The sequence below is a fragment of the Serratia sp. FGI94 genome (assembly GCF_000330865.1).
Classification (GTDB): domain Bacteria; phylum Pseudomonadota; class Gammaproteobacteria; order Enterobacterales; family Enterobacteriaceae; genus Serratia_B; species Serratia_B rubidaea.
In genome coordinates this window covers 2,605,656-2,618,143 of sequence record NC_020064.1, presented here as the reverse complement: position 1 = coordinate 2,618,143, position 12,488 = coordinate 2,605,656, and the positions used below count along the sequence as shown (strand labels likewise).

Sequence of the window (12,488 nt, the reverse complement as noted above, 5' to 3'; positions counted from 1 at the left end):
AGGGGAGAAAACCAATAAAAAAGGGCGACATGAATGTCGCCCTCATCAATCAGCTGTACATCACGCCATTATTTGGAGATGTGAGCGATCAGATCCAGTACTTTGTTGGAGTAGCCAGTTTCGTTGTCGTACCAGGAAACCAGTTTCACAAAGTTGTCGTTCAGTGCGATACCCGCTTTGGCATCGAACACGGAAGTCAGTACTTCACCGTTGAAGTCGGTAGAAACCACGTCGTCTTCGGTGTAGCCCAGAACGCCTTTCAGCTCGCCTTCAGCGGCTTCTTTGATGGCTTTCTTGATGTCTTCGTAAGTCGCGGATTTTTCCAGACGTACGGTCAGGTCAACCACGGACACGTTTGGCGTCGGAACGCGGAATGCCATACCGGTCAGTTTGCCTTTCAGCTCTGGCAGAACAACGCCTACCGCTTTTGCTGCGCCGGTAGAAGAAGGGATGATGTTCTGGGATGCGCCGCGGCCGCCGCGCCAGTCTTTGTGAGACGGGCCATCAACGGTTTTCTGCGTTGCAGTGGTAGCGTGAACGGTGGTCATCAGGCCTTCAACGATGCCGAACTTGTCGTTGATGACTTTAGCCAGCGGAGCCAGGCAGTTAGTGGTGCAAGATGCGTTGGAAACGATGTCCTGGCCAGCGTATTTTTCAAAGTTGGCGCCACGTACGAACATTGGGGTCGCATCTTTGGAAGGGCCGGTCAGCACAACTTTCTTGGCGCCTGCGGTGATGTGTTTACGTGCGGTTTCGTCGGTCAGGAAGATACCGGTTGCTTCAGCAACAACGTCAACACCCACTTCGTTCCACTTCAGGTTAGCCGGGTCTTTCTCTGCGGTAACACGGATGGTTTTGCCGTTAACAACCAGGTGGCCGTCTTTAACTTCTACCGTGCCGTTGAAACGGCCGTGGGTAGAGTCATACTTCAGCATGTAAGCCATGTACTCTGCGTCTAACAGATCGTTGATTGCAACGATTTCGATGTCAGAACGTTCCTGAGCGGCACGGAAAACAATGCGACCGATACGGCCAAAACCGTTGATACCTACTTTGATAGTCATATATTCCACCAGCTATTTGTTAGTGAATAAAAGGTTGGTTGTAAAATTACAAAAACCTTACCCAGCGTCAAGCGGAATCGTGTCAATTCTTGCGGCAAGTCAAAGCGGAGAGCTGAGTTTGCACGCTTATTGTACATTCCGTTTGCGTTCGGCCTCATTGGGCAAATGGGGGCAAACCGCCAAGTTTAAAGAGCGCTCGGGTCAGATATGTGATCCTTATCACATAACGCCCCGGCGTGGACTTTATGCGCTACAGTTTAGGCTAAAAAGGCCTGCAGCGCTGTTAATTTTTTGTTATCATTAATCATTGTTTTCGTTGACATTATCCATATTTTGGGAATCGCATCTATGAGCAAAGAGAACGCCCCCCACACCCCGGTCACGGAACTGAATGAAATACAACGTTATGTGACCCAGGAACGCGGTACGGAAGCGCCGTATTCCGGCAAATTGCTGCAGAACAAACGCGATGGTCTCTACCACTGCCTGTGCTGTAACGCACCGCTGTTTTATTCCGAAAGCAAGTATGACTCCGGCTGCGGCTGGCCCAGCTTCTATGAGCCGGTCTCCGACGATGCCATCCGCTATCTTGATGATAATTCGCATAATATGCAGCGGGTTGAGATTCGCTGCGGCAACTGCGACGCGCACCTGGGCCACGTGTTCCCTGACGGCCCGCAGCCGACCGGCGAGCGTTATTGCGTTAACTCCGCTTCGCTGAGCTTTACCGACGCGGCCAACGGCGAGAAGACGGCTGGCTGAGCGAATTTTGTCAGAAAAATCGATTCAGCTATTATTCAACGGCAGTAGGAATATGAGTGAAGGACGGCCCTGATGGACGTGAAGGATTTGGTTGCGGCGATGACGCCGGAGATCTACCAGCGCCTGGCGCAGGCGGTGGAGTTGGGTAAATGGCCGGACGGCGTGGCGCTGACGCCGGAACAGAAAGAGAACAGCCTGCAGGCGGTGATGCTGTGGCAGGCGATGCATAACCACGATCCGCAGCATATGAGCATCGGCACCGACGGCCAGATCGTGATGAAGAGCAAGCAAGAGTTGAAGCAGCAGTTTGCCGCAGAGCCGCTGATTAAGCTGAAGCCGCAGTAAGCGGCGGGCGGTGGGCGGGGTGCGGAATGAAAGCGGGCGACGTCAGGTCGCCCGCCGTTCGTCTAGCGTTGCAGGAATTGTGACAAGGTCACTAATTGCGCGCCGGCCTGTTGCATCGCCTGGAGCGCATGTTCGCTGTCGCCGGGCTGCAGATCGACGCCGCGGCAGCCGTCGGTAATCACCCGGACGGCATAACCCAGCTGCAGGGCATCCAGCACGCTGAACTTCACGCAGTAATCGGTCGCCAGCCCCATGATGGTCAATGCGCTGACGTTGCGCTCCCGCAGCCAGTCATCCAGCGCGGTTTTTGCCCGGTGGCCGTTATCAAAAAACGCGCTGTAGCTGTCGATGGCCGGATCCTGTCCTTTACGAAATACCGCATCGATTTGCCGCTGCTGCAGGCGCGGATGAAACTCGGCGCCGGCGCTTTCCTGCACGCAGTGCACCGGCCACCAGACCTGCGGCAGTCCCTCCAGTTCGCCCAGTTCCCCGATCCGCCCTGATGAATTTACGGCAAAACTGCGATGCTGCGCCGGGTGCCAGTCCTGGCTGGCGATCGTCCAGTCGCCGCGGTCACGGCAGGCGGCAATCGCCTGGTTAGCCACCGCGATGACGGCGTCGCCGTCCGCGACCGCCAGCGCGCCGCCGGGGCAGAAGTCGTTTTGCAGATCGATCAATAACAGGGCGCTGTTCATCGTTTCTCCCGGCGTATCAGCCTGCGGTCGTCAGTTCGCCGCGTAAATCCTGCTGCATCTGCCGGCGGATTTCCTCCGGCGTCAGCGGCAGGCTCAGCAGATAGTGCAGTTTCGTCAGGGCCGCCTCGACGGTCATATCAAAACCGCTGATGACGCCGGCGTGCGCCAGCGCGTTGCCGGTGGCGTAACCGCCCATATTTACCCGGCCGGACATGCACTGGGTGAGGTTGACCACCACGATACCGCGTTCGGACGCGGCGCGCAGCTCATCCACCAGTTCAGCCTTTTGCGGGGCGTTGCCGACGCCGTAAGAGCGCAGAATCAGCGCCTTGACCGGCTGCAGCAGGAAGTTGCGCACCACCGCGCCGGAGATGCCGGGGTAAATCGTCACCACGCCGATCGGTTGCGGCGTAATATTGTGCACTTTCAGTTCGCCGTGGCAGGCCGGTGAAGGGATGCCGCCTTGGCGGCGGATATGGATGCCGGCTTCCAGCAGCGGCGGCAGGTTGGGCGAGGCGAAGGCGTCAAAGCCGTCGGCATGCGCCTTGGTGGTGCGGTTGCCGCGGAACAGCTTGTTGTTGAAGAACAGGCTGACCTCATTCACCGGGTGATTGGCAGCCAGATACAGTGCGTTCAGCAGGTTGGTTTGCCCGTCGGAGCGCAGTTCCGCCAGCGGGATTTGTGACCCTGTCACAATAACCGGCTTATCCAGATTCTCCAGCATAAAGGAGAGCGCGGAAGCGGTGAACGCCATAGTGTCGGTGCCATGCAGAATCACAAAGCCGTCGTAGCGGTGATAGTTGTCTTTGATATCGTCGGCGATATGCTGCCAGTCTTCCGGCGTCATATCGGAGGAGTCGATCAGCGGCGCATATTCATGAATGGTGAAGTCAGGCATCTCCGGGCGATGGAATTCAGGCATCAGCGCCAGCTGGCGCTGTAAATGGCCGGAAGCCGGAATATAGCCCTGTTCGGAACGCTGCATACCGATGGTGCCGCCGGTGTAGGCGACGTAAATGGATTTTTTTTGCATGGCAGGGAATCGGTAAGTAATAAGATGGGCTGAATTATAGGACGATAAATCCAGAAAAAAAGCCCGGCGTGTGCCGGGCTGAAGATTAATTGTTTAACGGACCTCGCCGCAGGTCAGACAAATGGCGTAGCGGTTTTGCGGATCGTTCATATTATTGAACAGACCCGGCTGCTCTTTCATCGCCATTGCCACCGAGGCCAGCGGCGCCGGCAGCATCGACTGAATGGCGGCCGGCAGCATGGCGTGGATGGAGACGCCAAACTGGCTGAGCACCATATCCGCCATGCTCGGCGAATCGACGAACCAGTTCAGCTGCCACTGCTTCAGCTTGGCCAATTCGGCGGCTTTTTTCACCGCGTCATCGAAGTCGCCCAGTTGATCGACCAGCCCGTTGGTTTTGGCGTCGCTGCCGGTCCAGACGTGGCCCTGCGCGATTTTATCCACTTGTTCCGGCGTCATTTTGCGCGAGTCCGCCACCAGGCCGATAAAGCGCTTGTAGCCGTTCTCGATGTTGAGCTGCATCATCTGCGCAAACTCCGGCGGCAGCGCCTTGGTCACTGCCAGATCGGCCAGCGGCGAGGTCGCCACGCCGTCGGTGTGCACGCCGATGCTGCCCAGCGTGTCCTGATAGGTATTGATCACGCCGAAGATGCCGATAGAACCGGTCAGGGTGCTCGGGCTGGCGATAATGTAGTTCGCCGGCGTAGAGATCCAGTAACCGCCGGAGGCCGCCATGCCGCCCATTGATACCACCACCGGCTTGCCGGCGGCGCGTGCGGCAGCCAGTTCAGAGCGGATCACTTCGGAAGCGCTGACGCTGCCGCCCGGGCTGTTCACCCGCAGCACGATGGCTTTAACCTTCGGATCCAGGCGCGCCTGGCGCAGCTCCGCCGCGGTGGTGTCGCCGCCGACCGTGCCCGGCGTCTGCTGGCCGTCCATGATGGCGCCGCTGGCGAAGACTACGGCGATCTGGCCGCCCTGTTCCGGCGTTGGCGCAGGCTGGTAGTCATAAATGCTGATGGCGTTGAAGTCGTTGGTCTGTTTGTTCCAGCCGAAGGCCTTGGCCAGCTGATTCTCCATCACGGTGCGTGACGCCAGCTCATCCACCAGCTTGTTGTCGAGCGCGTATTTGGCGGTATCGCCCTGGGCGGCCTGCAGACCGCTGAGCACGCCGGCGGCGCCGGGGAACAGCTGCTGCGGCGTGATTTGGCGGTTGGCCGCCACGGTGTCCAGGTAGTTCTGCCACAGGTTGCCTATCCAGCGGCTGTCCGCCTCGCGCGCGGCCGGCGACATATCATCGCGCAGCAGCGGCTCGACCGCCGACTTGTAGGTGCCGACGCGGAAGATGTTGGTGCTGACCTTCAGCTTGTCGAGCAGGGTTTTGTAATACAGATTATTGGTGGCGAAGCCGTGCAGGTCGACGTTGCCCTGCGGCGACAGGTAGATCTTGTTGGCGTAGCTGGCCAGGTAGTACTGTGTCTGGTTGTAGCTGTCACCAATGGCGTAGATGGGTTTACCGCCGTCGCGGAATTCGCGCAGCGCCTTGCCGATATACTGCAGCGACGGCTGGTCGGCGCCGGCGAAATCATTCAGCTGCAGGACCAGCCCGGTAATGTTCTTGTCATCCTTGGCCTTGCGGATGCTGTCGACCAGATCGAACAGCGAGTTTTCCTGCAGTTCGCTGGCGGAGGCGCCGAGGAATTCGCGGCTGCGCTGCAGCAGACGGTTTTTCATGCTGGGCTGATCGACCACCACGCCGCTCAGGTTAACCAGCAGGGCGCCGCGGGTGGTTTCCGCCGGCGGGCTGCTCTGGAAGGCAAAATAGATGCCGACGCCGATCAAAATCAGCACGATTAAAAACAGATTGAGGATAAACTCTCTGACAAAATTCAGCAGACGCCATGTCCACCTGAACGTTCCGGCAATGATACGCCACAATGTATGCATGTTTTCTCCAAACATGGGCTGAGGATGTTCCGTTATCCTAATGAGCGGCCAGCCAAATGTCAGCTTTAAATCACCGTCGCTGCCGTTATTGTCAATGCTGTAACTTGCCGTTGAGCTATGCTACCGTGATGAAAATGAAAATTGTTATCAGGAGTTTGTGATGGATGCGCTGGATCTATTGTTGAATCGCCGTTCGGCTGCGCGTTTGGCGGCCCCGGCGCCTGAAGGCGAAGTGCGGCAGAATATTATCAATGCCGGATTGCGCGCCCCCGACCACGGCGCGCTGCAGCCGTGGCGCTTCGTATTGATTGAAGAGCAGGGGCTTGAGCGCTTCAGCCAGCTGTTGCAGTCCGCCGCACGGCAGGACGGGCTGGACGATGCGGCCATCGACAAGGCCCGGCAGGCGCCGTTCCGCGCGCCGCTGATTATTACCGTGATCGCCCACTGCAGCGACAGCCCCAAGGTGCCGCACTGGGAACAGGTGGTGTCCGCCGGCTGCGCGGTGCAGGCGATGCAGATGGCCGCGCTGGCTCAGGGGTTTAACGGTATCTGGCGTACCGGCGCCTGGACCGCGCATGCGCTGGTGCGCGAGGCGTTTGGCTGCCGGGAACAGGACGAAATCGTCGGTTTCCTGTATTTGGGCACGCCGCAGCTGAAGGCAGCCACCAAAGTTGTCGCGCCGGACAGCGCGCCGTTTGTCAGCTACTTCTGATTTTTCCGGGCAAGACGCAAAAAACGCGCAATATCCCGTAATTTTGTACTGTTTATGAGCAGGTCGACGCATTATCGTCGGCTTGCTCTTATCAATCCCTCCGGCAAGCGCTACCCTGTATTCCAATTGATTGAAGTTGTACCCAGGTGGCATATCAGTGCGCCTTCAGCCGGGTGACGCATCGGGCTGGCATCGCGGCAAATATGCTATCTTGAAGGCCGTTAACCGAAGGAAGTGGACTATGACATCGCCAACCATCCGTCTGACCCAGTACAGCCACGGTGCTGGCTGCGGCTGCAAGATTTCCCCGCAAGTACTCGAAACCATCCTGCACAGCGAACAGGCTAAATTCGTCGATCCGCGTTTGCTGGTGGGTAATGAAACCCGCGATGACGCAGCGGTCTACGATATCGGCAATGGCACCGGCGTGATCAGCACTACTGATTTCTTTATGCCGATCGTCGACGATCCGTTCGACTTCGGTCGTATCGCCGCGGCGAACGCCATCAGCGACGTGTATGCGATGGGCGGCAAACCGATCATGGCGATCGCCATTCTTGGCTGGCCGGTCGCCAAACTGCCGCCGGAAGTGGCGCAGCAGGTGATCGACGGCGGGCGTTACGCCTGCCAGCAGGCGGGGATTGCGCTGGCCGGCGGCCACTCCATCGATGCGCCGGAGCCGATTTTCGGCCTGGCGGTGACCGGCATCGTCAGCACCGAGCGGGTGAAGAAGAACAGCGCCGCGCAGGCCGGCGCCAAACTGTTCCTGACCAAGCCGCTGGGCATCGGCGTGCTGACCACCGCCGAGAAGAAAAGCCAGCTGCGGCCGGAACACGCTGGGCTGGCGACCGAGGTGATGTGCCGGCTGAACCTGCCGGGCGCGGAGTTTGCCGAGGTGGATGGGGTGAGCGCCATGACTGACGTGACCGGCTTCGGGCTGCTGGGCCACCTGAGCGAAATGTGTCAGGGATCCGGCCTGCAGGCGACGCTCTGGTTCGACCGGGTGCCGAAGCTGCCGGAGGTTGAACGCTATATCGCCGAGGGCTGCGTGCCGGGCGGCACCGGCCGCAACTTTGACAGCTACGGCCATCTGATTGGGCCGATGAGCGACGTACAGCGTCAGCTATTGTGCGATCCGCAAACGTCGGGCGGGCTGCTGCTGGCGGTGATGCCAGAGGGCGAAGCGCAGGTGCAGGCGATCGCTGCGCGCCACGGTCTGCAGCTGGAGGCCATCGGCGAACTGCACGGCGCGGTGGCCGGTAAGCCGATGATCGAGGTCCAGTAGCGGTGACGGTGCAACACAGGGCGGACAGCAACGACTACCGCCAGATTTTCCTGCAGGATGTGCCGCTGATTGACGTCCGCGCGCCGATCGAGTTCAACGCCGGCGCCTTTCCGCAGGCGGTAAACCTGCCGCTGATGAACGATCGGGAACGGCAGGCGGTGGGCACCTGTTACAAGCAGCATGGCCAGCAGCAGGCGATCGCGCTGGGCCACAGCCTGGTGAACGGCAAGGTCCGCCAGGCGCGCACCGAAGCCTGGCTGGCCGCCTGCGCCGAACGGCCGGCGGGTTATATCTATTGCTTCCGCGGCGGGTTGCGCTCACAGCTGGTGCAGCAGTGGCTGCGCGAGGCGGGCGTTGACTATCCGCGGATTGTCGGCGGCTATAAGGCGTTACGCCACTATCTGTTGAATATCCTTGAATACAGCGCCGAGCTGCCGATGGTGATCGTCGGCGGCAATACCGGCTGCGGCAAAACCCTGATGGTGAACGAACTGTCGAATGGCATCGATCTGGAAGGGCTGGCGCGTCACCGCGGTTCGTCATTTGGCCGTACGCTGGCCGGGCAGAGCGCGCAGATCGATTTTGAGAATCGTCTGGCTGTGTTATTGCTGAAAAAACAGCATGGTGGCTGCCGCCAGTGGGTGCTGGAGGATGAAAGCCGTCTGATTGGCGCCAATAGCGTGCCGCTGCCGGTGTTCAATCGTATGCAGCAGGCGCCGGTCGCGGTGATTGAAGATCCGTTCGAGGTGCGTCTGGCGCGCCTGCAGGCGGAATATATTGACGATATGCACCAGGCGTTTACCCGCGCCTACGGCGAGCAGGACGGCTGGCAGCGCTATGGCGAATACCTCCACCATGGGTTGTTCGCTATCCGGCGTCGTTTGGGTATGGAGCGCTACCAGCTGCTGACCCAGCGGCTGGAGTGGGCGTTGCAGTTCCAGCACGCCAGCGGCAGCAGTAACGCCCACCAGGAGTGGCTGGTGCCGCTGCTGCAGTACTATTACGACCCGATGTACCGTTTCCAGTTGGAAAAGAAAGCCCAGCGGATTGTGTTCCGTGGCAACTATGCTGAAGTAAGAGAATTCCTGATGACGTATAGCCAGAAAAACGGTGAATAATGCGACTGTTTATAGCCGAAAAACCGAGTTTGGCGCGCGCCATTGCTGATGTGTTACCCAAACCCCACCGCCGCGGCGATGGCTTTATCGCCTGCGGCAAGAGTGATGTGGTCACCTGGTGCGTCGGCCACCTGCTGGAGCAGGCGCAGCCGGATGCCTACGACAGCCGCTTTGCGCGCTGGTCGCTGGCGGATTTACCGATCATCCCTGAAAAATGGCAGCTGCAGCCGCGTCCGTCGGTCAGCAAACAGCTGAACGCGATTAAAAAGCTGCTGCAGGAGGCGGATGAAGTGGTGCACGCCGGTGACCCGGATCGCGAAGGGCAACTGCTGGTGGATGAGGTGCTGGATTATCTGGCGCTGACGCCGGAAAAGCGTCAGGCGGTGCGCCGCTGCCTGATTAACGATTTGAACCCGCAGGCGGTTGAGCGGGCGGTTGAGCGTCTGCGCGATAACCGGGACTTTATCCCGCTGTGCGTGTCGGCGCTGGCGCGCTCGCGTGCCGACTGGCTGTACGGCATCAATATGACCCGTGCCTATACGCTGCTGGGGCGCAACGCTGGCTACGATGGCGTTCTGTCAGTCGGGCGGGTGCAAACGCCGGTACTGGGGCTGGTAGTGCGTCGTGACGAAGATATTGAAAACTTCGTACCGAAAGATTTCTTCGACGTAAAAGCGCATATCGTGACGCCGCAGGAGGAGCGCTTTGTTGCCCTGTGGCAGCCGAGCGAATCCTGCGAGCCGTATCAGGATGAAGAAGGGCGTTTACTGCACCGCCCGCTGGCCGAGCACGTGGTTAAGCGCATCGAAGGGCAGCCGGCGCTGGTCACCGCTTATAACGATAAGCGTGAGTCTGATACCGCACCGCTGCCGTTTTCGCTTTCCACCCTGCAGATCGAGGCGGCGAAGCGCTTTGGCCTCAGCGCCCAGCAGGTGCTGGATATCTGCCAGCGTTTGTATGAAACCCACAAACTGATTACCTATCCCCGTTCCGACTGCCGCTATCTGCCGGAAGAGCATTTTGCCGGCCGCCATGCGGTGCTGAACGCCATCAGCGTTCACCAGCCGGATCTCTATCCGCAGGAAGTGGTCGACAGCGAACGCCGCAACCGCTGCTGGGATGATAAAAAGGTCGATGCGCACCACGCGATTATCCCGACCGCGCGCGCCAGTAAAGCTAATCTCAGCCCTGATGAGCTGAAGGTGTATGGGTTGGTGGCGCGGCAGTACCTGCTGCAGTTCTGTCCGGACGCGGTGTTCCGCAAATGCGTGATCGAACTGGATATTGCCGGCGGCAAGTTCGTCGCCAAGGCGCGTTTCCTGGCCGAGGCCGGTTGGCGCACCCTGCTGGGCAGTAAAGAGCGGGATGAGGAGAACGAGGGCGCGCCGCTGCCGGTGGTGGCCAAGGGCGATGAGCTGTTGTGCGAGCGTGGCGAAGTGGTGGAGCGGCAGACCCAGCCGCCGCGTCCCTTTACCGACGCCAGCCTGCTGTCGGCGATGACCGGCATTGCACGCTTTGTGCAGGATAAAGCGCTAAAGAAAATCCTGCGGGCGACCGATGGTTTAGGTACTGAAGCTACGCGTGCCGGCATTATTGAGCTGCTGTTCAAGCGTTCGTTTCTGTACAAAAAGGGGCGTTATATCCATTCGACGGAAACCGGGCGAGCGTTGATTCACTCCCTGCCGGAGCTGGCGGCGCGACCGGATATGACCGCACACTGGGAGGCGACCCTGACGCAGATTAGTGAGAAATCCTGCCGTTACCAGGACTTTATGCAGCCGCTGGTGGGAACGCTGCAGGAGCTGATTTATCAGGCTAAACAGAGCCGTGCCAGCATGGCGTTTCGCGGGTTGCCGCCGCCGGCCAATGCCGGCGGTAAAAAACGTAAAAAGAGCGCCGCCAAGGCGCGGGAGAAAAACGCATGAATCAGCGGATATCGCTGGCAATGGCCGCCGTTGGCCTGCTGTTTTCGGCCATGGCCGGCGCACACCGCGGCGACGTAGGCGTGCTGGTGCCGGTGGCGCCGGAGATCTGGGGCGCGGCAAAGAGTACGTCGGCGCCGGCGCCATGCTCGCGCTGCTGCGTGTATCAGGACAAGAACTACTCGGAAGGGGCGCTGCTGAAGGTTGAGGGCGAGCTACTGCAGTGTCAGAGTGATAAAACGCGGGTCGGCACCCAGCCGCTCATCTGGGTGCGCGTGAATAAGTGACCGTGTCACGCATGCCGGGGCATTATGTCGCGCAGGTAGTCGGCCAACAGCGGGATATCCGCCGGCGCCAGCGGGTAGGCGCCAGCCTGCTGCGGTTCGACCCATACCAACGCCGAGTGGCAGCGCTGTTGCAACTCGCCGCGGAACGTATCAACCTGCCAGGCGTGCAGGCGAATAAGGCGGTCGCCCGTTTGCCAGCTATTGCTGGCGACGTAACTACCGATCGCCGCTTCAATACCCAGTTCTTCCGCCAGCTCACGGGCTAGCGCCTGCGGTTGGCTCTCGCCGCTCTCCACCTTGCCGCCGGGAAACTCCCACAGGCCGGCCTGGTCGCTTTGCGCATCGCGCTGCGCCAACAGAATTTTACCGTCGCGCGCAATAATGGCCGCAACTACATCAATGGTTTTCATACTTTTATCTGAATAAAGCCCCGGCACGGCGGCCGGGGCGAGATAATTACAGCGAGAACTCGGCCCAGACGGGCGCGTGGTCGGACGGTTTTTCCATACCGCGAATCTGGTAATCAATGCCGGTTGCGACGCACTGTGCCGCCAGCGGCGTGCTGGCCAACAGCAGGTCGATGCGCAGGCCGCGGTTGTCATCGAACCCTTTGGAGCGATAGTCGAACCAGGAAAATTCGTCATTACGTTCCGGGTTGGCGTGGCGGTAGGTATCAACCAGACCCCAGTTCAACAGGCGCGCCATCCACTCGCGCTCTTCCGGCAGGAAGGAGCACTTGCCGGTGCGCAGCCAGCGTTTGCGGTTTTCATCACCGATGCCGATGTCATAATCGGTCGGGCTGATATTCATATCGCCCATAATAAGCACCGGATTTTCTACCGACAGTTGCTGCTCAAGGTAGTCCTGCAGATCCTGATAGAAACGGGTTTTGGCCGGGAACTTCACAGGATGGTCGCGACTTTCGCCCTGCGGGAAATAGCCGTTAATTACCGTCAAGGTGCCCTGAGGCGTGGCCAGGTCGGCCATGATAATGCGGCGCTGCGCATCGTCTTCATCGGTCGGAAAACCGCGACGTACGGCAATGGGCGCTTCTTTGGTCAGCAGCGCTACGCCGTAGTGGCCTTTCTGGCCGTGGTAGAACACGTGGTAGCCGTGCTTGCTGACTTCTTCCAGCGGAAACATGTCGTCATGAACTTTGGTTTCCTGCAGGCCGATCACGTCGGGCTGGTGCTGTTCGATAATTGCGGCCAACTGGTGGGGACGCGCGCGCAGTCCATTGATATTAAAAGAGACAAACTTCATGAGCGGTGCCGTTTTCACGAGAAAAATGTGTTGTGATAGTAGCAGAGTTTGGCGC

At 59.4% G+C, this 12,488-nt stretch carries 13 protein-coding genes; 7 read left to right on the top strand and 6 right to left on the bottom strand.

What is annotated here, in order from left to right; translation table 11 throughout:
• Positions 1-68: 68 nt before the first annotated feature.
• Positions 69-1,064, bottom strand: coding sequence for a glyceraldehyde-3-phosphate dehydrogenase (gene gapA, locus D781_RS11880; protein ID WP_015672573.1), 996 nt, complete (start codon positions 1,062-1,064; stop codon positions 69-71).
• A gap of 348 nt (positions 1,065-1,412) precedes the next feature.
• On the opposite strand from gapA, the gene msrB reads away from it, so the two are divergent.
• Together msrB and D781_RS11870 are read left to right on the top strand one after the other, a co-directional pair.
• Positions 1,413-1,826: a peptide-methionine (R)-S-oxide reductase MsrB gene (msrB, locus tag D781_RS11875; RefSeq protein ID WP_015672572.1), complete on the top strand. Its 414-nt coding sequence runs from the start codon at positions 1,413-1,415 to the stop codon at positions 1,824-1,826.
• 72 nt (positions 1,827-1,898) lie between these two features.
• Complete coding sequence (locus tag D781_RS11870) at positions 1,899-2,171, top strand: DUF1315 family protein (protein WP_015672571.1); 273 nt, start codon at positions 1,899-1,901, stop codon at positions 2,169-2,171.
• A 62-nt stretch (positions 2,172-2,233) separates the two neighbouring features.
• Here the strand turns inward: D781_RS11870 and pncA are convergent, their stop codons facing one another.
• The 3 genes from pncA to sppA all read right to left on the bottom strand — a co-directional run bounded on the left by pncA (position 2,234) and on the right by sppA (position 5,846).
• Positions 2,234-2,866 (bottom strand): bifunctional nicotinamidase/pyrazinamidase, encoded by a 633-nt coding sequence (pncA, locus tag D781_RS11865; RefSeq protein ID WP_015672570.1) that lies wholly within the window; start codon positions 2,864-2,866, stop codon positions 2,234-2,236.
• A 16-nt stretch (positions 2,867-2,882) separates the two neighbouring features.
• Complete coding sequence (gene ansA, locus D781_RS11860) at positions 2,883-3,899, bottom strand: asparaginase (RefSeq protein WP_015672569.1); 1,017 nt, start codon at positions 3,897-3,899, stop codon at positions 2,883-2,885.
• A 93-nt stretch (positions 3,900-3,992) separates the two neighbouring features.
• The gene (gene sppA, locus D781_RS11855; RefSeq protein WP_015672568.1) at positions 3,993-5,846 is read right to left on the bottom strand and encodes a signal peptide peptidase SppA; all 1,854 of its coding nucleotides are present in this window, start codon (positions 5,844-5,846) and stop codon (positions 3,993-3,995) included.
• Between the two features lie 160 nt (positions 5,847-6,006).
• Between sppA and D781_RS11850 the strand changes: the two genes are divergently transcribed.
• The 5 genes from D781_RS11850 to D781_RS11830 all read left to right on the top strand — a co-directional run bounded on the left by D781_RS11850 (position 6,007) and on the right by D781_RS11830 (position 11,170).
• The gene (locus D781_RS11850) at positions 6,007-6,558 is read left to right on the top strand and encodes an NAD(P)H nitroreductase (protein WP_015672567.1); all 552 of its coding nucleotides are present in this window, start codon (positions 6,007-6,009) and stop codon (positions 6,556-6,558) included.
• 241 nt (positions 6,559-6,799) lie between these two features.
• A complete protein-coding gene (gene selD / locus D781_RS11845; protein WP_015672566.1) occupies positions 6,800-7,843 on the top strand; it encodes a selenide, water dikinase SelD in 1,044 nt (347 codons plus the stop codon).
• A 2-nt stretch (positions 7,844-7,845) separates the two neighbouring features.
• Entirely contained in the window at positions 7,846-8,961 is a 1,116-nt protein-coding gene (gene mnmH, locus D781_RS11840) for a tRNA 2-selenouridine(34) synthase MnmH (RefSeq protein ID WP_015672565.1), read from the top strand.
• On the top strand, positions 8,961-10,886 hold the full coding sequence (locus tag D781_RS11835) for a DNA topoisomerase III (protein ID WP_015672564.1): 1,926 nt from the start codon (positions 8,961-8,963) through the stop codon (positions 10,884-10,886). The genes mnmH and D781_RS11835 overlap by 1 nt, the downstream gene beginning before the upstream one ends.
• Complete coding sequence (locus D781_RS11830) at positions 10,883-11,170, top strand: DUF1496 domain-containing protein (protein WP_015672563.1); 288 nt, start codon at positions 10,883-10,885, stop codon at positions 11,168-11,170. The genes D781_RS11835 and D781_RS11830 overlap by 4 nt, the downstream gene beginning before the upstream one ends.
• 5 nt (positions 11,171-11,175) lie before the next feature.
• Here D781_RS11830 and D781_RS11825 read toward each other — a convergent pair whose 3' ends face one another.
• Together D781_RS11825 and xthA are read right to left on the bottom strand one after the other, a co-directional pair.
• Positions 11,176-11,580: a pyrimidine (deoxy)nucleoside triphosphate diphosphatase gene (locus D781_RS11825; RefSeq protein ID WP_015672562.1), complete on the bottom strand. Its 405-nt coding sequence runs from the start codon at positions 11,578-11,580 to the stop codon at positions 11,176-11,178.
• A 46-nt stretch (positions 11,581-11,626) separates the two neighbouring features.
• Positions 11,627-12,433 (bottom strand): exodeoxyribonuclease III, encoded by an 807-nt coding sequence (xthA, locus tag D781_RS11820; protein ID WP_015672561.1) that lies wholly within the window; start codon positions 12,431-12,433, stop codon positions 11,627-11,629.
• Positions 12,434-12,488: the final 55 nt, after the last annotated feature.

Bases quoted from the DNA above. Each gene is read 5' to 3' on its own strand.
- selD (WP_015672566.1), top strand. From the start codon at position 6,800: ATGACATCGCCAACCATCCGTCTGACCCAGTACAGCCACGGTGCTGGC.
- D781_RS11825 (WP_015672562.1), bottom strand. From the start codon at position 11,580: ATGAAAACCATTGATGTAGTTGCGGCCATTATTGCGCGCGACGGTAAA.
- pncA (WP_015672570.1), bottom strand. From the start codon at position 2,866: ATGAACAGCGCCCTGTTATTGATCGATCTGCAAAACGACTTCTGCCCC.
- sppA (WP_015672568.1), bottom strand. From the start codon at position 5,846: ATGCATACATTGTGGCGTATCATTGCCGGAACGTTCAGGTGGACATGG.
- gapA (WP_015672573.1), bottom strand. From the start codon at position 1,064: ATGACTATCAAAGTAGGTATCAACGGTTTTGGCCGTATCGGTCGCATT.
- D781_RS11830 (WP_015672563.1), top strand. From the start codon at position 10,883: ATGAATCAGCGGATATCGCTGGCAATGGCCGCCGTTGGCCTGCTGTTT.
- D781_RS11850 (WP_015672567.1), top strand. From the start codon at position 6,007: ATGGATGCGCTGGATCTATTGTTGAATCGCCGTTCGGCTGCGCGTTTG.
- D781_RS11835 (WP_015672564.1), top strand. From the start codon at position 8,961: ATGCGACTGTTTATAGCCGAAAAACCGAGTTTGGCGCGCGCCATTGCT.
- xthA (WP_015672561.1), bottom strand. From the start codon at position 12,433: ATGAAGTTTGTCTCTTTTAATATCAATGGACTGCGCGCGCGTCCCCAC.
- msrB (WP_015672572.1), top strand. From the start codon at position 1,413: ATGAGCAAAGAGAACGCCCCCCACACCCCGGTCACGGAACTGAATGAA.
- D781_RS11870 (WP_015672571.1), top strand. From the start codon at position 1,899: ATGGACGTGAAGGATTTGGTTGCGGCGATGACGCCGGAGATCTACCAG.
- ansA (WP_015672569.1), bottom strand. From the start codon at position 3,899: ATGCAAAAAAAATCCATTTACGTCGCCTACACCGGCGGCACCATCGGT.